The organism is Thalassovita sp. ABM4_323, from assembly GCF_056158665.1.
In genome coordinates this window covers 1,524,218-1,543,350 of sequence record NZ_JBSWTS010000007.1, presented here as the reverse complement: position 1 = coordinate 1,543,350, position 19,133 = coordinate 1,524,218, and the positions used below count along the sequence as shown (strand labels likewise).

Annotated in this window: 17 protein-coding genes; 4 read left to right on the top strand and 13 right to left on the bottom strand. The window is 60.7% G+C overall.

The genetic code is table 11. From position 1 onward, the window contains the following. Nucleotides 1-6 precede the first annotated feature (6 nt). Nucleotides 7-417 carry a hypothetical protein gene (locus ACXADQ_RS10075; protein WP_475319744.1) on the top strand — a complete coding sequence of 137 codons (411 nt, stop codon included), beginning with the start codon at nucleotides 7-9 and terminating at the stop codon, nucleotides 415-417. A gap of 179 nt (nucleotides 418-596) precedes the next feature. On the opposite strand, the gene ACXADQ_RS10070 is transcribed toward ACXADQ_RS10075, so the two are convergent. Next, nucleotides 597-5,183, bottom strand: a complete 4,587-nt coding sequence (locus ACXADQ_RS10070; RefSeq protein WP_475319740.1) for a CHAT domain-containing protein — start codon at nucleotides 5,181-5,183, stop codon at nucleotides 597-599. Between the two features lie 105 nt (nucleotides 5,184-5,288). Here ACXADQ_RS10070 and ACXADQ_RS10065 point away from each other — a divergent pair, with 105 nt between their 5' ends. Continuing rightward, nucleotides 5,289-5,642, top strand: coding sequence for an Arm DNA-binding domain-containing protein (locus tag ACXADQ_RS10065; RefSeq protein ID WP_475319738.1), 354 nt, complete (start codon nucleotides 5,289-5,291; stop codon nucleotides 5,640-5,642). 29 nt (nucleotides 5,643-5,671) lie between these two features. Beyond that, entirely contained in the window at nucleotides 5,672-6,115 is a 444-nt protein-coding gene (locus ACXADQ_RS10060) for a tyrosine-type recombinase/integrase (protein WP_475319735.1), read from the top strand. A 232-nt stretch (nucleotides 6,116-6,347) separates the two neighbouring features. Here ACXADQ_RS10060 and ACXADQ_RS10055 read toward each other — a convergent pair whose 3' ends face one another. From ACXADQ_RS10055 to ACXADQ_RS10035, 5 genes are all read right to left on the bottom strand, one after another. Next, complete coding sequence (locus tag ACXADQ_RS10055; protein WP_475319732.1) at nucleotides 6,348-7,178, bottom strand: phosphodiesterase; 831 nt, start codon at nucleotides 7,176-7,178, stop codon at nucleotides 6,348-6,350. A gap of 54 nt (nucleotides 7,179-7,232) precedes the next feature. After that, the gene (locus ACXADQ_RS10050; RefSeq protein ID WP_475319728.1) at nucleotides 7,233-8,480 is read right to left on the bottom strand and encodes an ABC transporter substrate-binding protein; all 1,248 of its coding nucleotides are present in this window, start codon (nucleotides 8,478-8,480) and stop codon (nucleotides 7,233-7,235) included. Nucleotides 8,481-8,590: 110 nt separating this feature from the next. Continuing rightward, nucleotides 8,591-9,553, bottom strand: coding sequence for a carbohydrate ABC transporter permease (locus tag ACXADQ_RS10045; protein ID WP_475319723.1), 963 nt, complete (start codon nucleotides 9,551-9,553; stop codon nucleotides 8,591-8,593). Next, nucleotides 9,550-10,521 (bottom strand): carbohydrate ABC transporter permease, encoded by a 972-nt coding sequence (locus ACXADQ_RS10040; protein ID WP_475319720.1) that lies wholly within the window; start codon nucleotides 10,519-10,521, stop codon nucleotides 9,550-9,552. Before ACXADQ_RS10040 ends, ACXADQ_RS10045 begins: the two co-directional genes overlap by 4 nt. Nucleotide 10,522: 1 nt before the next feature. Then, complete coding sequence (locus tag ACXADQ_RS10035; RefSeq protein WP_475319717.1) at nucleotides 10,523-11,680, bottom strand: ABC transporter ATP-binding protein; 1,158 nt, start codon at nucleotides 11,678-11,680, stop codon at nucleotides 10,523-10,525. Nucleotides 11,681-11,788: 108 nt separating this feature from the next. On the opposite strand from ACXADQ_RS10035, the gene ACXADQ_RS10030 reads away from it, so the two are divergent. After that, the gene (locus tag ACXADQ_RS10030; RefSeq protein ID WP_475319713.1) at nucleotides 11,789-12,664 is read left to right on the top strand and encodes a LysR family transcriptional regulator; all 876 of its coding nucleotides are present in this window, start codon (nucleotides 11,789-11,791) and stop codon (nucleotides 12,662-12,664) included. Between the two features lie 57 nt (nucleotides 12,665-12,721). On the opposite strand, the gene ACXADQ_RS10025 is transcribed toward ACXADQ_RS10030, so the two are convergent. Genes ACXADQ_RS10025 through ACXADQ_RS09995 form a run of 7 tightly spaced genes read right to left on the bottom strand, consistent with a single transcriptional unit; the run spans nucleotide 12,722 to nucleotide 19,051 of the window. Continuing rightward, the gene (locus ACXADQ_RS10025; protein WP_475319711.1) at nucleotides 12,722-13,537 is read right to left on the bottom strand and encodes a sugar phosphate isomerase/epimerase family protein; all 816 of its coding nucleotides are present in this window, start codon (nucleotides 13,535-13,537) and stop codon (nucleotides 12,722-12,724) included. Continuing rightward, a complete protein-coding gene (locus tag ACXADQ_RS10020) occupies nucleotides 13,497-14,735 on the bottom strand; it encodes an MFS transporter (RefSeq protein WP_475319709.1) in 1,239 nt (412 codons plus the stop codon). Before ACXADQ_RS10020 ends, ACXADQ_RS10025 begins: the two co-directional genes overlap by 41 nt. Further along, nucleotides 14,732-15,937 (bottom strand): alpha-D-ribose 1-methylphosphonate 5-triphosphate diphosphatase, encoded by a 1,206-nt coding sequence (locus ACXADQ_RS10015; RefSeq protein ID WP_475319707.1) that lies wholly within the window; start codon nucleotides 15,935-15,937, stop codon nucleotides 14,732-14,734. Before ACXADQ_RS10015 ends, ACXADQ_RS10020 begins: the two co-directional genes overlap by 4 nt. After that, nucleotides 15,937-16,581 (bottom strand): class I SAM-dependent methyltransferase, encoded by a 645-nt coding sequence (locus ACXADQ_RS10010; protein ID WP_475319703.1) that lies wholly within the window; start codon nucleotides 16,579-16,581, stop codon nucleotides 15,937-15,939. The genes ACXADQ_RS10015 and ACXADQ_RS10010 overlap by 1 nt, the downstream gene beginning before the upstream one ends. Further along, a complete protein-coding gene (gene phnE, locus ACXADQ_RS10005) occupies nucleotides 16,578-17,384 on the bottom strand; it encodes a phosphonate ABC transporter, permease protein PhnE (RefSeq protein WP_475319699.1) in 807 nt (268 codons plus the stop codon). The genes ACXADQ_RS10010 and phnE overlap by 4 nt, the downstream gene beginning before the upstream one ends. Continuing rightward, nucleotides 17,377-18,189, bottom strand: coding sequence for a phosphonate ABC transporter ATP-binding protein (locus ACXADQ_RS10000; RefSeq protein WP_475319695.1), 813 nt, complete (start codon nucleotides 18,187-18,189; stop codon nucleotides 17,377-17,379). Before ACXADQ_RS10000 ends, phnE begins: the two co-directional genes overlap by 8 nt. Then, on the bottom strand, nucleotides 18,182-19,051 hold the full coding sequence (locus tag ACXADQ_RS09995) for a phosphate/phosphite/phosphonate ABC transporter substrate-binding protein (protein ID WP_475319691.1): 870 nt from the start codon (nucleotides 19,049-19,051) through the stop codon (nucleotides 18,182-18,184). Before ACXADQ_RS09995 ends, ACXADQ_RS10000 begins: the two co-directional genes overlap by 8 nt. Nucleotides 19,052-19,133: the final 82 nt, after the last annotated feature.

Genomic DNA, 19,133 nt, shown 5'->3' with positions numbered 1-19,133 from the left:
CCTGGCATGAAGTACCCTTTGTTGATTGCCAGTTGCCTGATCTGGTCCGAGTTCAGCGCGGCTTGTGCTGGCTCGCTGGACCTTGGCACTCAGGTTCAGGACGGCGTCCGGGAAGATATGTCAAAGAACCGGCAAAACGTGCGCGAAGGGCTGGCGCCGCTCGGCAGGGCTCTTGCGAATACGAAAAACTATGATGAAAGCCTGTCCTGCCTTTCTGGCGACACGTGCTATGCAATCGTCGAACGTCGCAAACAATACGTTGACCTGATCTGCATAAAGGGCCCCTACAAGGGGTCCGAGGAATGTGTCATGGTCAACAGCAAAGGATATTGGGCCAGCGGCTGTGGGTTAACGGAAACCTTTGCCTATCACTACAAAAGCTTCAAAAGAGCCGCGAACGTGGCCTGTGGACAATAGGCATCTACAGGCCAGCCGCTCGCCGCCGCAAAGTTCGGCGGCAACGCGTCTACAAATCCAGGGGCAACTCATGCCGTCAGCGGCGTGAAACGGCGCGGCAGTCCCCTTAAATTGCTCGGTCCACACCACATCAAGCCATTGATTTTAATTAGTCTTTCGAATTTTGTGCTGACAGATCGTCACCGCCACTGACCGATCAGCTGGAAACCAGCCCAGTAAAAAGGGTGGCTCAGCGCGGGCAGACGTTCGGTCTGAGTGCCCCGAGCCTTCAGCGCCACGCCGGATCTTCGCTGCTCTTGGAGCCAGGTTTCATCGCTCTGAACAAAGAGCTTCTGGGCCTCGCGCAGCGCTCGACTGCGGCTGTGTCCGGCTCGCAGGTTTTCATAGAACGCCGTCATGAAAACCGAGGTTGAACGATCCGCGACTGGCCACAACGTCGCGACAACCGAGCGAACGCCCTCCCACTGCAGGGTGGCGGCCAGGCTTTCCAGCTCGCTGCCCTTGGTCAGCGCGGTTTGGCAGGCGGACAGGACCATCATATGCACGTCGGCCAGGTAAAACTGGCCATTGCGCACTCTGGCTTTCAGGTCCCCGACAGACAGAGTTTGGCCATTGCCCAGCAACATCCGCGAACTGTCCTGGTGCTGGGTCAGATGAAAGTGGGTCGCGACATGCACCACCGATGCGCCCGACCCCATGCCCGTTGACAACGCCTGTTCGTCGAACGCATTGTCCAGCCAAACGCGGCTGCCGGCATCGGCGCCTTCCTGAACGATATTGGCCACCTCTGAACGCACAAAGGGCAAGGGGGAAAACCCGTCGCCCCCCTGCGAGGCACCGAACGCCTCGACCCGCAGGTCCGTCAGCGCTTCGTCATCCAGCAGCAAATCCCGGCTGGCCGAGGTGAACACCACGTACTCGCGCCGCCCCATCAGCCAGGTCTGCCCATCATGCAGCGCCGCGACTGGGACATTGCGCAACACCCCGTCCAGGGACAACAACACGTGCTGGGCCTGCGTGGCATCCAGCGCCTCTTCGACGCCGGACCAGATGGTGTTGTAGAAGGCCTGCGACGGGCCAAACGGGTCAGAGCGCGGATCGGACAGCGCCTTGCGCAACTGGCCAACTGACTGCTCCAGCGCGTTGCGGCCGATACGGATTTCACGGTGCTCGGTTCCTTGCCCGCTGATCACCAGGAAATGCGTCGTGTCCTGCAGACTGACCGAGTAGACCATAGCCACCCCATCCAAACGTTTCAGGCGCCCGCCCAGACGGCGAACCGACCGTGCGCTGATCTCATTGGGAATCTCGGCCTGGCTGTCCTCTCCCAGGCGTTGCACTGTTTGCGACAGGGCGTCCAGGCTGTCAGCCAGATCGCTCTGGGCCTGCTCTAACTGAAGCGCGATATCGTCGGGCTTCGCATCCACGTCATCGGCAGCGGAACCGGCCAATTCCTGACGCAATTGTATGAGCTTACCCAGCGGCAGACCATGGATCTGCTGCATCATCGCGGTCTGCGTTTTCGTCATCGGCATCGGCGCAAAAGCATGCTGGGCCAGCGCTTGATCACGGCCGCTGTAGCGATAGGTTTCCAAGTCCTTCAGCTGATCCAGCGCCCATTGCGCCTGCTCGAAATGACCGTAGCGGATCAGCAGCTCCGCCACCTTTCGGTACTGCTCCGAGATCGACTCGCGAAAGCAACTCTGGAGATCCTGAGGCAGCCCGGCCAGCTTGACCCGCGCAAGCTGCAGCTCGTTTACCGCGGCCTTGGCCAGCGTCAGGCCTGCGGTGTCTTCTCCGTATGAAAACAACAGGTTGCTGCCTTTTTGCAGCCAGCAGGACATTTCCAGATGATACTCTAGCGACCCGCTCAGATGACGCGTTTTGTCGTGCATCGCCCGTGCGAAAGCGATTGACTGATAGACCGAGGCCTTGGCTGCATCCAGCTGCCCCTCCTCGGCCTGAAGCGACGAAAGCTGCAGATATAGCGGGATAATCATCGGCGAAAACCCGGTGTTCCCGGATTTGCGCTGGATACGCCCTTGCAAGCGGTCAATTCGCTGGGTCAGGGACACCGTGGGGCGCAGGTCAACCTGTGTGGTGGCATCTGTAGACGCCATCCTGCGCCGCACCTCATCCAACAGACGCAGCATCTGCCTGGCCCCGTCCGGATCGAACCTCTCAAACCCGTTCAGCAGGTTTTCCATTCCGTCCAACGTCGCGGAATTGACCCGCGCGCCCTTGCGCAGGTTCAGCATCAGGTAAGTCAGGCTTTTGCGCATGGAATAGTCGAAATCGGCCAGTTCCAGCGGCACGTGCGTTGCGATTTGTTCCAACAGGCCCGCAGCGTCGTCAAAGGCTCCCAGAAAGGTCAAAACACTCAGCTGGCCTACGCGCGCCACCTCCGAATGCGGAGCGTTCTGTTCCAGCCAGCGCCACCCCGGCGCAATCGCTTCATCGCCATAGCGCCCGATCGCCGCCAAGGCCGCCGTATGCGCCGCAGCGTTTCGAGGCTCTCCCGCCACCGATTGTTCGAAAACCACAAAGGCCTGATCCATGGACAGGTCTTCGGACAGCCCGACCATCAGCCGCGCGGCGGCCATGTCCAGATCACGCAGCACGATACGCCCTTCGTCCGCGCGAAGCTGGTACTGCGGATGCGCGAGCAGCAGACGGCCCAGCCTGAGCTGCGCAGATTGCAGCTCCCCCGCGCGCCGATACCATTCGGCTGCACGCGCCAAATCCAGCCGTTGCCAGCTGACACGCCCACAATCCACGATCACAAGCGTGCAATCCAGGCGGGCCTCTTCATAGGCCCGTCCCACTTGTTCGAACCCTGCCGCCAGGTCCCGGTCCGGTGCAATCAACACCGCATGCAGGGGATCACCCGTATTGGCAAAGCCAGCCTCCAACCTGTCCGCTGCCTGCTGGGCGGGTCCTCCTTCCTCGGCGCCGCCTCCGTCCATCGCGTCAATCAGCAGCGCCGCGGCCCGGCGCAACGCCTCAGGGGTGCCGTCCTGAATCAGAAATTCGGCCAGGTTCACCTGAGCGTCCGCATCGTCAAGCTGCACCGCAACACCGTACCAGTGACGCGCCTTTTCGGCGTCGAACAGATCGCTGTCGGTGCGGGCATACAGCGCGCCCAGATGCCGCGCGGTCAAACGTTTCTGACTTTCGTTGCCCGCCCCTTCGGCGGCTTTCGACAACCACTCGGCCGCGGCATTCATGTTGAACGCCGACGGAGTGTCCAACATAAAGCTGCGCCCTAAAAGCAGCTGCGCGTTCAAATTTCCGTCGTTTGCCAGTGGCATCAACAGATACCTGGCGCGCTGAATATCTCTGGGGACGTCCGTCCCGTCCAACAAGAGCTCGGCCAGTGAGATAGTCGCATCCCTATGCCCCTGCGCAGCCGCATCGGCCATCAACGAGGCCCCCAGCGCAGGGTCCCAGAACCCCAACGCACCCCAGTTCACCAGCCGCGCCATACGCCACGGGGCCAAGTCATCACCGGCGTCGATCGCCAACTGGTACAGCCTTGCAGCTTCTTCGTAATCGCGAGGCACGCCACGGCCTTTTTCATAGGCGTGGCCTAGAACCTCCAGAGCGCCGGCATCCCCGTCTGTGGCCAAATCGCGAATGCGCTGCAATACCGCTGGAATGCGCGCGTCATTCAGGTCGCGCTCGACCATCCAGTACCACGCCGCCCACAGGCCAGCGCGTTCCCCGGCCAGATCGGCGCGCAGGCTCAGATCGATGGCCTTGTCGAAGTCCTTGTCGACGTACCGACCGCTGAAATGGATCGAGCCCAGAAACCGCAGGGACATCGGCTCTTCTTTTGCCACGCCCGCGTTCAGCGCCGCCACGGCCTGTTCGCCCTCACCCAGCGCGTTCCAGGCATAGTACAGAAGGTAGTTTTCAACCTCGCGCCCCTGCGCGCGGGCCAGTTCGAACAGCTTGATCGCGGCCCTGTCATCCATGGCAACACCCCAGCCATACAGGTGCATCTTGCCCAGCTGGTAGCTGCTGGAGCCATAGCCAAGCGCCGAGCCGCGCGCGAAATACTCGGCCGCGCGCGCAAGATCCTTTTCAACCCCCTGCCCCAAACGGTAGGCCCAACCCACATCATACAATGCGTCGGGATTTCCATGTTCCACGGCCTTCACGTACCAATGGAAAGCCTGATCCTCGGCGTCGCTGTTGTACAGCCGGTCCCCCTGCTGCTCCATGGCGATTCCATTGCCCAGCGCGATCGCCTGATCCAGCCAGGATTGGGACAGCGCCATGTCCCGAAACGGAGCGTCCTCTCGTTCATAGAGCAGGACCAGACGGTACATCGCATAGCTGTTCCCGGCGGCTGCCGAACGCTGCGCATAGTTCAGCGCCTTGGTCAAATCCTGCGGTACGCCCCCCATCCCGTTGTGAAAGACAACCGACAGATAGGCCATCGCATCCGGGTCATCCGTGTCGGCAATCGCCAACAGCAGGCGCGCGGCCTCGTCCTTGTTGCCAGCCTTACGATGGGCCCGCGCCAAAAAGGCCGTGCTGGCGTGATCTGAGGGATTTTCCTGCAAGGCCTGCTGACACACAGCGATAGCAGCCGGGGCGTCCAGCAACTTCCATATCACGCCGCTCTGCGCGTTTTCCATCGGCTGAGCGGCGGCGCGACACTGCCCGGCCGCACCCGCCTGCGCAGAACCCGCGCCGGACACCGCCAGGAATGCGGAAACCAAAACAGGTTTTATCAGCTTAAATTCTGATCCAAACATGCGCTCAGCATACAGGACCGCGCCGATTTTCCGAATGACAAATTCTGTTGTCTCAAGGGGGGAGCCGAGATCCGAGGTGGGCCTGAATGAGGGGCTAGAGACTAGATGCCAACCGACGTGAAGGCTCGGAAAGTAACTTCGGACGACAAGACGCTGGCGGTTGGGGGCGTGAAAGGTTTGTACCTGCGCGCCGGCACCAGCAAAGGCACAGGGAAGGTCTTCTTGCGTTTTGTGTCACCCGCGACAGGCAAGCGTCGGGATATGTGGCTGGGCTCCTACCCTGCATTTGGCCTGGCTGAGGCGCGACGCTTTTCGATGCAGGTCCATCGCCGGATTGCCGATGGCGTCGATCCGATCGAGCAGCGCAACCAAACGGCCAAGGAAGCGGTCCAACCGAGCATCGCTCCGACGTTTCAGGACGCGCGGAACGCACCTACGCAGCGCTCGAGCCTTCGCTGAAGAACGCCAAACACATCGGGCAAAAGCCCGTGGGCATCCTGACCACGGATGATTTCGCACGCCTTTTGGCGCCAATCTGGCTACCGAAAGCTGAAACAGCGGGTCAGGTGCATCGCGTTCCGTTGAGTGAACAGGCAGTCCAACACTTGGAGAAGCGCGCCATGCTGCGCGACGGATCCCTGGTGTTCTCAAACCGCAGCGATACGCCGTTGAGCGATATGACGCTAATCAAGCAGCTGCGTACATGCAAGTTTCCCAGCCACACACCCGGGCGCATCGCTACGGCCCACGGCTTTCGCTCGAGTTTCCGCGACTGGGCTTCGGAAAACGGATACCCGTGCGATTTGGCCGCGCGCGCCCTCGCGCACACTATCCACAACGCCACAGAGGCTGCCAACCACCGAACCGATCAACTGGAGCAACGTGTGGTCTTGATGCAGACTTGGGCGGACTTCGTTGCTCCACCTGATTAGGCATGGGGAAACACCCGCCTTGAACATTCAAATGCTGTGCAGCGTCTGGCACGAATACGACAGGGCCGGCGGAGAGCCGTCATTCGCTGCGCCATGGTCGAACGACAGCAATGCGCGAAGAATCAGCCTTGCGGAGTTTCGATAAAGGCCCAGAGCTGACCCTCTCTGAATTGTCTCGGCCTGTTCTCTCAGTCCGCAGCTGACAACGAGGCATTTCATGATTTGGGGGTACTTATTGTGCCGCCGCGAGTGGTTTGGCCCAGTCTTCCCAGCCAGTACCCGTCGAGATCACCGGCCCGTCCCAGGCAAAGGGAATTTGATGGATTGTGGTGTCGTCGCCATCAATCATCAGCACAAAATAGGCGGGATCCATTGGCGCGCCCTTCAAAAGCTCGGTCTCGGTCAGGTCCGGCAAAGACTGGTTGCCCGTCGAGGGCACACTGGCAAATGGAACCCCTGCAAAACGCCCGTGGATAGGGGCGTGGACGTGACCGAAATGGAGGTAGTCGATGCGCGTGCCATAGGCCCGCAACAGGGTTTCAAACGGCGCGCGGTCTTCGGGCACCAGCGCGATCTTGTCTTCGGCGGGCAGGCCCAGAAGCATCGGGTTATGATGCATGAAAATGCGGGCGCGATCTGCCCCGGCAAGTTCTGCCTCAAGCCACGCGCGGCGGTCGGCACAAAAATGGCCTGCATGGGTCTTGTGGCCGACGCTATCAAGATAGATCATCCGGACGCCCTCCACCGTTTCAGCGTGATTGACAAAGCCGTTCGCATCAATGGGGTGGTCGTTGAACACGCTTAGGAAGGCCCCACGGTCATCGTGGTTTCCGATCATCAGACGCACCGGAACAGAGACATCCGCCAGCGCGGTTTTCAGCGCCTCATAGGCAGCCTTCTCGCCCCAATGAGCAAGATCGCCCGTTATGACGATCCGATCGGCGTCCGGATGGTTTTCGGCCACATCTGCCAGGGCACGGGCAAAGCGGGCATGGGGGTCAAGCCCGCCCATCTCCTCGCCGGGGATGGTCAAGTGAATGTCGGAAATATGGATGATTTTCATGGGATGTCCTGCAAAGGTCAGTTGCCCGCACGGATACGGGCAACCGGGGATCATTTAGCCGTTGGGCAGCAGATCGGCGACTTCTTCGACCAGCTCTTGCTGCAGCTCTTTCATGTCGGTGGCGTCGCCGGTGACGATACGCTCGATGCCGTCATAGATGACCTGAGTGATGGCCAGACCGTTGTCACCCGGATAGGCCAGCCAATCGCGCAGCAGCGGCAGCTGATCCACGGCGGTCTGTTTGTTGGGGTTCTGGTCGTAGAAATCGGCCAGGATCACCTCGTTGGCGGCTTTGTTCGGCGGCATGTAGCCGGTGGTCTTGGCCACTTCGGCCGCGCCTTCACCCGAGGTGATAAACTTCAGCCAAGCCCAGGCAGCTTCTTGCACCTTGGGGTCATCCGAAGTCGAGGTCAGCATCGCAGCGTTGCCACCAGCGGGCAGACCTTTGGGGGTTTCGCCCATGCCCGGGAACGGGCCGGTGACCAGTTCAAAATCACCCTGCGAGCGTTCAACAGCGCCCAGCGCCGAGGTCGACCAGAACATCATGCCGATCTCACCCGCCGAGAACGAGGCCAGCGCGGCTTTCCATTCCAGGTTCTGCATTTCACACTTGGTGAAGATTTCCTGCATCTGCTCCATGGCAGCCAGCGCCTCGGGGCTGTCCAGGGTGACGTTGCCGTTTTCGACGATGGCCTTGTCCTGCGACCACATCAGGGCCTGCATGAACCAGTTGCCAGTGATGTTCCAGCCCCAGAAGATCGGGTTGTCGATGCCATTGGCCTTCATGGTTTCACAGGCGCCGATCACTTCGTCCCAGGTGGTGGGCATTTTGTCGATGCCACCGGCCTTCAGGATGTCCATGTTGTAATACCCAACCGGCAGCGACACCGAAAACGGCAGGCCGTGCACGTTGTCGCCGAAGGTCGACAGGCTCAGCATGGCGTCGTGATAGCCGTCTTTGGCAAAGTCGGCTTCTTTGGCGATGAAGGGTTCCAGCGACTTGGCGATGCCTTTTTCCACCAAGATCTGCTGGCGGTTCAGGCCCTGCATGGTGACGTCAGGCAGGTCGCCCGAGACCGCTTCGCGCAGGATGGTGTTGGTGCCATCTTCATAGGATTCATAGGTTGCGCGGGAGTTCACCTCGATGTTCGGGTGGGCTTCCTTGAAGGCCGGCATCATGGCTTCGTAGGTCACGTCAAACAGGTGGCTATAGGGGTAAGCAAAGTCGATGGTGACGGTTTCTTCGGCCATCACGGCGGTGGCGGTCAGCGCCAAAGCCATTGCGGACAGGGTCGTTTTCATGGAAAGGTCCTCTCGTTCCTGACAAGGAGCGCATGTGTTTGGCGATGCACGCTCCGGGTTTGATCCCTTGCGGGATATCGGGCGGGTGCGGGCCGTCCCGCACCCGAAACTCATTTCATACCGCTTAGGGTGATCCCCTCGATGAAGCGCTTTTGCGCGATCAGAAAGGCGACGATCAGTGGGGTGACGATCACGGTGGCGGTGGCCATCATTGGGCCAAAGAAACTGCCATCCGCGTCGCCTTTGAACTCGCGCAGGCCCAAAGGCGGGGTGAACAGATCGCGGTTGCCCGAGATCACGATGCGCGGCCAGAAATAATCGTTCCAATGGGCCACGACGCTGAAGATTGCAAAGGCCATCAACGCGGGCACGGCGGTGGGCAACATGACGCGCCACACGATCGCTAGTTCTGACATCCCGTCCATGCGCGCAGCATCAATCAGGTCATCCGGCACGGTCACAAAAAACTGGCGCATCAGGAAGATGCCAAAGACCGAGATCGTCCAGGGCACCACCAATGCGGCATAGCTGTTGGTCAGCCCCAGCTTGGCCAGCATGATATAAAGCGGCAGCGCAATGGCGTGGACCGGGATCAGCAGGCAGAACAGCACCAGCCCGAACACCGCTTCGCGTCCCCAGAACTTCAGCTTGGCCAGCGCATAGGCCGCAGGCAGCGCCACCACCACCTGGATCAGAAAGATCGACGCCGTCACGATCACCCCGTTCAGCAGGTAGCGCAGCAAAGGCGCCTCGGTGAAAGCTTTGGAATAGTTGAACACCACCGGGCGCATGGAACAGTCTGCTTCAGCCTCGGCCACCAGGGCCGCGCGAATAGAGGCGTCCGTCTGACCGGGGAAGCGCGGTGCGGCGGCGGCGATGTCATCGCGGCTGGGATCGCGCAGCTTCACGCAGCGTTCATCCACCATCATCTCTTGGCGACCAAAGAACCCGCCTTCGCCGCGGTCAATCTCGCCCGGGCTTTTGAACGAATAGCTGACCATCATATAAAACGGCGCGATGACAACGATCACACCAAGGATCAGGATCAGATGTTTCCACCAGTCGCGGGTCATCCGTAATGCACCTTTCGTTCCACCAGCCAGCGCTGGATCAGGGTCAAAAACATCACGAAAACCAGAAACAGCATGGTAATGGCCGAGCCGATCCCGATGAGGTTTTGCTGCACGCCCTTTTCAAAGATCGCGAACATCATGACGTATGTGGATTTGTTGGGGCCGCCGCCCTGGGGCCAGAAGGCCTCGATCGTATCAAAGACCTGAAAGGCGCGGATGCAGCTGATGGTGACCACAAAGACAGTGGTCGGGCCCAGCGCGGGCCATGTGACCAGTCGGAATCGCTCCCACGCGGATTTCGCGCCGTCCATCTCGGCGGCATGATACAGCTCTCGGTGTACGCTTGTCAGACCCGCCAGATAGAGCACCATGTTGAAGCCAAAGCCCTGCCAGATGCCGATAAAGCTGATCACCCAGATCGCATAGCGTTTGTCGCCCAGCCAAACCGGGAACCGTCCGGCACAGCTTTCGGCCATGAAGGGCCAGAGGCTCTCGATGAACGTGCCGCAGCCCATTTCCAGCGTGCGGTTCACCATGCCAATGGTCGGATGCAGCATGAACTCCCAGGCGATGGCCATGGCCAGCAAGGTCGCCATCACCGGCAGGAAATAGATGGTTTTGTATATCTCGCGAAACCGGCCCAGCGCATTGATCAGCAAAGCTGCGCCCAACCCCAGCCCAACCGAGATTGGCACCACCGTCACCACATAGGTGAAGGTGGCGATGAACATCTTTTCATAGGTCGAACGGGTGAACAGCCGGTCGTAATTCTTGATCCCGACCCAGTCGAACCCGCTGTTGCCCAGCGAATAATTGGTAAAAGACAGCACCCCCGCGATGACAACGGGCACCAGAAGGATCAATACCATCAGCGCCAAGGCAGGGGCCGTCAGGAACCACGCGGCGCGTCGTTCCTGGCTTGCGGCCGAGGCGGCGGGTTTGGGGAGGGTTGTGTCGGCCAGCGCCATCTTACGCCACCTCGACGTGCGACGGCTGATGGTGCCGAACGTCACGCACCCGCAGCCCGTCCGGGCCAAACAGCAGCGCCTGAGCCGCATCAAACGTCAGACCCACAGGTGCACCCAGGGCCAGCGCCTGCCGGTCACGCGGTGCCGCGCGGAACGTCAGGGGGTGACCCAAACCGGCCACGTCGACCTGCACGAACAGCTCGGCACCCAGGTTTTCGCTATGCACAACGTGCCCCTTGATGGGCGCGTCCTCGCCAGTAAGGCGCAACGCCTCGGGGCGCAGACCCATGGACATCACGCCCTTGCCGTGTCCCTGCGCCAACAGATCCAGCTTGCGGTCCAGCAGGCTGATCTCTCCGGTCTCGGCCACTTCGACCGGCAGGATGTTGATCTTGGGCGAACCGATAAACTCGGCCACTTCAATCGTATCAGGATCATCGTAAACTACATCGGGGGCAGCGCATTGCAGGATGCGCCCGCCCATCATCACCGCGATCCTATCGGACATGGTCATCGCCTCGACCTGATCATGGGTGACATAGATGAACGTCGCTTCTAGCCGCCGGTGCAGTTGCGCGATCTCGGCCCGTGTCTGAACGCGCAGCTTGGCATCAAGGTTCGAAAGGGGTTCGTCCAGCAAGAACGCCGCCGGATCGCGCACCAAAGCCCGACCGAGCGCCACGCGCTGGCGTTGCCCGCCCGAAAGCTGCCCAGGCTTGCGGTCCAACAAATGCGCGATCTCCAGCATCTCGGCAGCGTCGGTGATCTGGTTGTCAATCTCAGCGGTCTGATGGCGCATGCCGGGCATGAATCGGCCCAACATGGGCAGACGCTGCAGGGTGCTCAGGCGGCGCATCTTAAGCGGCACAGCGATGTTTTCGGCCACGCTGAGATGCGGGTAAAGCGCATAGGACTGAAACACCATCGACAGGTTGCGATCTGCGGCGCGGCGGCCCGCGACAGGCGCACCACCGATATAAATCTCGCCGCTGCTTTGCTCTTCCAGCCCGGCGATGATCCGCAGCAAAGTGGATTTGCCACAGCCCGAGGGGCCGACGAGGGACAGGAATTCACCATCCGCAATGTCCAAAGACACGCCCTTGAGCACATCCGTTTCGCCAAAGCGTTTGGTGATGTTCTCAATCTTCAGCCCAGCCATCTGATTCCTCCATCTGACACGGCGGGTTTAGTCAAATGAGCCTGCAATTTTGTGACGTCATATTAGCGAGACTAATGCCCCCTATGACTGCGGGTGAAAGGAACACAAATGCGCGCCAACCATCACCGTTTCGTCGCCTTTGCCTATGTGGTGCGCGAGGGCAGTTTTTCGCACGCGGCCACCCGGCTTGGCGTGACGCAATCCGCGGTGACGCAGCACGTCGCCAAGCTTGAAGAACAAGTAGGCTCGCAACTTTTGCTGCGCAGGCGCGATGGCGTGGAACTGACCCGAACCGGACAAGAGCTCTATAATCTGGCGGATCGTCTGGTGACGCTGGACACTGCGATCTCAGAGCGGCTTGAGGGCTTTGCCGCGATGGAGCGCGGGCATATCAAGGTCATCGCCAACGCGCCGCTTCCGGCCCTGCGCGCAATCAGCCAGTTCCGTCAAATCTATCCAGAGGTCGAGATTGATTTTGCGCTCTATGCCTGGACGACGGCTGTGCGCCTGTTGCGGGAACGCCGCGCGGATGTGGGCCTGATCACCGATCCGCCGAAATCGGACGATTGGGAACGCGTGGCCATTCAGCAGGTCCGTTACGTGGCTTATCTGTTGCCGTCCTCGCCTCTTGCAGATCGTCGTGTTCTGACTTTCAAAGACTTGAAGAACGAAACGCTCATCCTGCCGGAAACTGGTTCTCTGACCGAGCGTGTCGTGCGTGAAGCACAGGAAAAACATGGCGCGACGTTTCAACACGCCCTGAAGATGACCACATTCCCCCTGATGTGCGAGGCCGTTCTTCAGGGCGCGGGCATCGCCATCTTTCTTGCCAACAGCGGGCTGATTTCCCGCGGCCTGGTCGAAGTGCCCGTGGCAGAATTGTCCGAGACGCACGAAACTGCGGTCGTCGCCCCCAAAGACCGCTCGCGCCTCAGGTTGGTCAAAGCCTTCATCGAGGTCGCTTCGTCCTCAGATTTTCGATAGCGCGGTGAAATCCGGTCGATGCCGTTGGCATCATCTGGCGATGGGGCCGTGCGACAGCTAGTCAACAAGTCCCGTAGCCGCCAGATAGGCAAAGCCCTTAGGGATGTCGGCCTTTCGACGCAATTCCAGCACCAAATGAGGGGCGCTTTGGCATTCAGCCAAGGCGCGGAACACCTCGGGCCAGTGGATTTCGCCCTCGCCCGGGGCCCAGTGTCGGTCCGCGTGGCCATCCAGATCTTGCAGATGCACGTGCCGCAGCTGGTCGCCCGCGTCGCGCACAAAATAGTCCACGGGCGGCGCGCCGGACATGCGGCGGGCAAGATGGGCGTGGCCTGTGTCAATCGACAGGGCCACCGCCTCTGACCCGAAACTGTCGACCATCATCCGGCGGCTGGCGGGATCAACATCGAGAATATTCTCGATCACCAGGGTGATGCCTTTTTCCTCTGCCGCTTTTACGACGGGCGCCATGACGTCGTGAATACGCGCCAGCTTGGTTTCGTCATATCGCGGCTTATTCAACCGGTTCCACTGGTACCAGCGGGTATAAGGCGAATGCAGAACCATCTGCCGCGCGCCGACACGTTCTGCGGCCTCCAGTGCCTTCAGAAAGCGGGCGGTGATAAGGGGGCGCAGTTCAGGATCTTTGTTGTCCATATCCAGCCCCTCATAGGGGCCATGGATGCCGAGCCGGCCCGTGTGCCCGTCCAGCGCGGCTTTGGCGGCCGCCACGCACGCGTCCAGCTCGTCGGTCAGGGCTTTGAAGCTGCCGAAATCCTGAAGCTCGATATCGCGCTGAGCGTCGAACAACCAATCCCGGTGATCGGCGATTTCATGGGCGTTCAGACAGGCACCGATCTTGAGACGGGTCATACTTGGGTTTCCTTGGATCAGGGATGAAAACATAGGTTGCAATAGCGCCGCAAAGGCACACTGCCATGACAGCAAAGGACCACCAGCCGTCATGGGCCTGGGTCAGCCAGGCGAACACGAATGGCGCCGACGCGTTGAGCGCCATCGAGGCCGCGGAAATCCAGCCCAGCCGAGCGCCAAAGCCTTTGCGGCCGAACAGGGCCAAAGGCAGCGTTCCACGCGCGATGGTCTTGATCCCGTCGCTCATGCCGTACAATGCTGCCGCCAGCATCACGCCCGGCACTGTGAAACCGACGGTCAGCAAGACCGCAAACCCCGCCAGCGACAGGCCCATCGCCAGCGCATAGGTCACCAAAGGGTACATGTTGCGACTGACCAGCATCTCGAAAAACCGGCCAACCGTCTTGAACGGCCCGATCACCGCCCCGGCGATGGCCGCAAGGGCTGCGCTGTGGCCCAGATCCTGCACATTCGTGACCCAAAGGGTCATGACAGCCCCCATCACGTAGCCGGAAAACAGGAAAGAGACGACCATCCAGAACATGCCGGTCTTGCGCGCGTCGCCAGACAGCTCTGGCCAATTTTGGGTGTCGTGTTTGGGTGTGGCATGCGGATTGTGCTCGGGGCCGCGTAGCACCAGAACATGTATCGGCAGGCACACAACCAGATAGGCCACGCCAAGGATGATCCACGTGCTTTGCCAGCCAAAGCCATTAAACAGCGCCAAGGTCAGTGGCCAGAAAATCGTCGAGGCCACGCCGCCAAACAGGGTGATCACCGAAATAGAGCGCTGCGGCGGCACCCCAAGTTCAAGCCGCGCGACCGCCGCGAAGGCCACATTGTAAAGCACGAACATGCCCGCGCCCTCGGCAAGCAGGATGGCCGCAAACAGGCCAACCCGTCCTTCCACGAAGGCAAGACTGATCAGCGCGCCCCCGGCAATCAGCGATCCGCCAGTCATCACCCAGCGGCCACCAAACCGGTCCACCAGCCTGCCAGCCAGCGGTGCGGCCAGCCCGCCAAAGAACAGCCCGGCAGACAGAACCCCGAAGGCCTGCGACAGCGACAAGCCAAGGTCCTCGGCCATCCGGGGCAGCAAGATGGCATAGGCATACATCAAGGTGCCGTAGCCCATGATCTGCGTAATCCCCAACCCGACCGAGGGGATGTAGTCACGCAAGGCTGCGGCCTTGGTCATCCGGCGGGCACGCCGCGAAAGGCACAGCGCCCCGCGACCCAAGTGCCCTGAATTGCGGGGGCCTGCCCCTCGGGCCAATCAACAAGCACAAGATCAGCCCGCTTGCCGACCTCAATCTTTCCTCGGTCATGCAGGTTCATCGACTTTGCTGGGCCCTCGGAAACCAGCGACCAGATGGTGCTGCGATCCGCGCGTTTTTCCTGATCCAGCCGGGCCACGGCGGCCAGCATCGCCGGATAGAAATAGTCCGACGCCAGCACGTCACAAAGCCCCGCCTCGACCATGTCGCCAGCCCCGAGCGAGCCGATGTGGCTGCCGCCGCGCGTGGCGTTTGGGGCACCGAATACGATCAGATCCCCGTTGTCGCGGGCCGATTGCGCGGCTTCCAGCACCATCGGAAATTCCGACACATAGGCGCCGTGCTTGCGAAAGAACTCGCGGGTTTGCGGCTGGGTGTCATCATGGCTGAGCATTGGCGCCCCGGCCTTGCGGCCCATTTCGGCGACGCGCGCGATGGTCGCTGGCACGTCGCTTCGGCGCTCCCAGACCTGCCCCAGCAGTTTGACATAGTCGTCTTCGGCCAACCCGGCCCGATGCGCCTTGGAGGCCGTGCGCTTTTTCATGCGGTCATCATCAAGGGACGCAATCGAGAAATCCGGCGACAGCTCGAACCCGCGATCCTGAATCGGCACGTCATATGCACGCATGGTCATCGAGGTGTGATCGTTAAAGGCAATCGAGGGGGTAAAGGGCGACGAGAGCGCCCATTCGATCACATCCAGCGCCTCAAAGGCGAAGGTTTCCCAGCGCAGCTGCACATGGTTTTCAACCAGCAGTCGCGGGGCAAGATCCAGTATGGCCTGCATCAACGACCGCCCCCGTCCCACGTCGCGCAGGCCTGGCTCCCAGCCCAGCGTGATCGCGTGATAGGCGGTCGCAATACCGTTGGCCGCCAGCTGCCGGTCGGTGTCCAACACGGCGACGTCGAGCGGAAAATAGGTATTGGGCCGCGGCATGACCTGACGCTCGAATGCGTCGCCATGAACGTCGATCAGGGCGGGGGCCAGGATCAGCCCCCGCGCATCGATCACTTCGCCCTGGGCCGGGCCGCCGATCTCGGCGATCTTACCATCGGCGATGGTGACGTTGGTCGTTGCGATCTCGCCGGGCAGATAGACCTGCGCGCCTTCAAAGGTCTGCATTACAGGCGCTCCATCGTCAGATGCCAGTGATACGAGCCGGGCTTTTCATGCTCGCGATCCGAAAGCTCCAGACATTCAAAGCCCGAGAAAAGCGCCAGCAATTCAGCAGCCGAGCAGAAATAATGCGGGTGGATTTTATCCGTGCCCGGCGCGTCAAAAACCCAGGCATTGCGGCTGATCTCGCGGCCCGGGTATTTGGCTTGCTCGTGCGGAAGACGGCGCTTGGACAGCATGGTGCCCAAATAGGTGCCACCGGGTTTCAGAATGCGGCGGATCTCGGAAAGGGTGCGCAACAGGATGTCTTCGTCGCCGTGGTAAATGACATTCCAGCTAAGCACGTGGTCAAAACTGGCGTCCTCGAATGGCAAATCATGCATTCGGCCCAGAACGGTTTCCACGCCCCCGGCCTTGTCGATCTCGGCCAGACCTTCGGGCGCGGCATCCAGCGCGACCGCCTGATGCCCCTGCCCAGCCAGCCAAAGCGCATGGCGCCCCACGCCAGCGCCCAGATCCAGCACCCGCGCGCCGGGTTCAAACCCCGCAGCCCAGTTGATCACATCGGCTTCGGGGGTCAGCCATTTGCTGCCCTCTTGGATGGCGGCCCACTGGTCGTTCCAGTGGTTGTCGGCGGTGTCGGTTTTCAACGTTGTTCTCCGATGATCTTGGTGCGGGCCCAGCCGCTGAGTTGTTCAATTGCGATGACCACAACGGCGATCATCAAGATGACGGTCATGGCGGTTGGGTAATCGAACAGGTCAAACCCAACCTTCAGTTCAATCCCGATCCCGCCTGCGCCAACCAGCCCAAGGATGGTTGACGAGCGCACAGCCTTTTCCAGCGCAAACAGCGAGGTCGAAATAAACGCCGGCATCGCTGCGGGAATGGTGGCACAGGCCACCACGTCCAGCTTGCGCGCGCCCGTGGCGGTCAGGCTTTCGGCCGGGCCTTTGTCGGCGGCTTCCATGTCGTCTGCAAAGAACCGGCCGCAAAAGCCGATTGTGTCTATGGCAATGGCCAGCATCCCTGCAAAAGGGCCCAGCCCCACGGCAACGACAAAGACCAGCGCCCATGCGATGTCGGGTACGGCCCGAATAAAGCCCAGCACATTGCGCACGATCTGGTTGACCCACAGACCGGCCACCAGCCCGCGCGCGGCCAGCAAGGCAATGGGCACCGACAAAATCACGCCAATCACCGCGCCGGCCACGGCAATTTGCAGGGTCTCCACCATTTTCAGCCCCAGACGCGACAGGGTCTTTGGGTCGATGTTCGGCGGAAAGGCGCGGTCCAGAAAATCGGCGAAACGTGGCGGCGCGGTCGTGATCTTTTCGATCGAAAACCCCGCCCCGGCCAGACACCAGACAATCAGCGTCAGCCCAAGCACATAGCCCAAAAAGGCAAAAACACTGGGACGTTCAATCCGCCCAGGTGCGTAAATATCAGTCATAGAGCCCCCGAAGGTCTGCGGCGTTCAAAGAAGCAGCCGTGGCATCCAGTTTCAGATCCCCATCGGCCAACCCCAGCACCCGATCGCCATACCGCAAGGCGTGTTCGATGTTGTGAGAGGTAAACACGACCGTCACACGCTCTTCGCGCGCCAAACGAAAGAACAGCTCCATCACGTCTTCACCCGCAGACGGGTCAAGTGACGCGCAGGGCTCATCCGCGATCAAAATCTCAGGTCGGCCAACAATGGCGCGGGCGATGGCCACACGCTGGGATTGCCCGCCCGACAGACGGTCGGCACGACGCAAAGCGAAATCGGCCAAGCCGACCTTTTTCAGCGCCTGCATTGCGGCCGCGCGCGACTCGGCAGGGGCAAAACTGTGGTTCCAATGGCGCAGGCCCGGGTTGCGTCCCAACAGGCCCTGAACCACGTTCGACAAAACCGAAAGCCGCGACACCAGATTGTGTTTTTGCGACACCAGCCCCATCCGGGCGCGCAACGCACGCAGGGTGGGCCGATCGGCGCCAGTGGCGTCTTCGCCCAGCAAGGTCACCTTGCCCTCGGTGGCGGGAATAAGGCCCATCATGCAGCGCAGCAGGGTCGATTTCCCCGCCCCGTTCGCCCCGACCAGGGCCACCGTTTCCCCCCGGGCCAGACGAAAGCTCAGCCCCGAAAAGATGACATTGTCACCAAAGGTCTTGCCGATCTGATGCGCCTCGATATCAACAGGCGAAACCGGGAGGTACTCCCTCCCGGTTGCCTTTGGCCGCGCGGGCGCGACCTTATGGTCCAACAAATCACTCACCGATGAAATTGTCGAACTGCGGGTAGCCCGCGTTGGTGTACATCGCGCGCACATAGTCGTAGGCGCTGTCTTCGATGGCGACCAGATCCATGCCGATATACTTGTCGTTCTCTTCATGGGCGGTGATGCCAGCGATGACCTGTGCTTTGTTCTCAAGGATCGCAGCCTTGACCATCTGGGCGGTGTCGGCAGGCACATGGGCGCCGACCATGATCATGTCGTTGGGCAGATCCCCCGAACGGGCGATGATTTTGAACGCGCCATAGGGCAGTTCGGTTTCCTTGGCGCGCAGGCCAACCCATTTGCCGGCGTTCATGCCCATGGCATCCACATCGCCCGCTTTCAGAGCTTCGAACGCGATGTTGCGCGAAGTGTGGGTTTTCTGAACGTCATTCACCGGATCAACACCCTGATCGGCCAGAGCCTGCATCGGGCACAGCATGTTCGAGGTCGAGCCGATATCCCCAAAGGCCACTTTCTTGCCTTTCAGGTCGGACGGCACGTTGATGCCGCTGTCTGAACGCACGATGATTGCACAGTGATAGTCAGGGCGACCCAGACCGATCAGCGGGGTTGCTTTGGTCAGCTTGTTGATGACCACATATTCGGCGGGGCCCGTGACGACAAAATCGACGGTTTCGCCGCGCAGGGCTTCGGCCGCTGCGGTGCGCGAGTTCACGGCGTAAAACTCAAAGGTTTCGCCTGTTGCGGTTTCCAGTGCCTCTTTAAAAGGGCCCCATTCCAGCTGAAGGCGCTCCATGCCTTCAACGTCGGTTACAGCCAGCTTCCAGGTTTCAGCCGTGGCGGCAACTGCGGATGCAGCAGCCAGGCCAAGGCCCAGGATCAGAGATTTGAATTTCATGACAGCCTCCAGAATAAATTCGTTCGAATGTTTCGGAGCGGCGATTGGCAAACAGCCAACAGTTTCATGAAAGAAATACGAA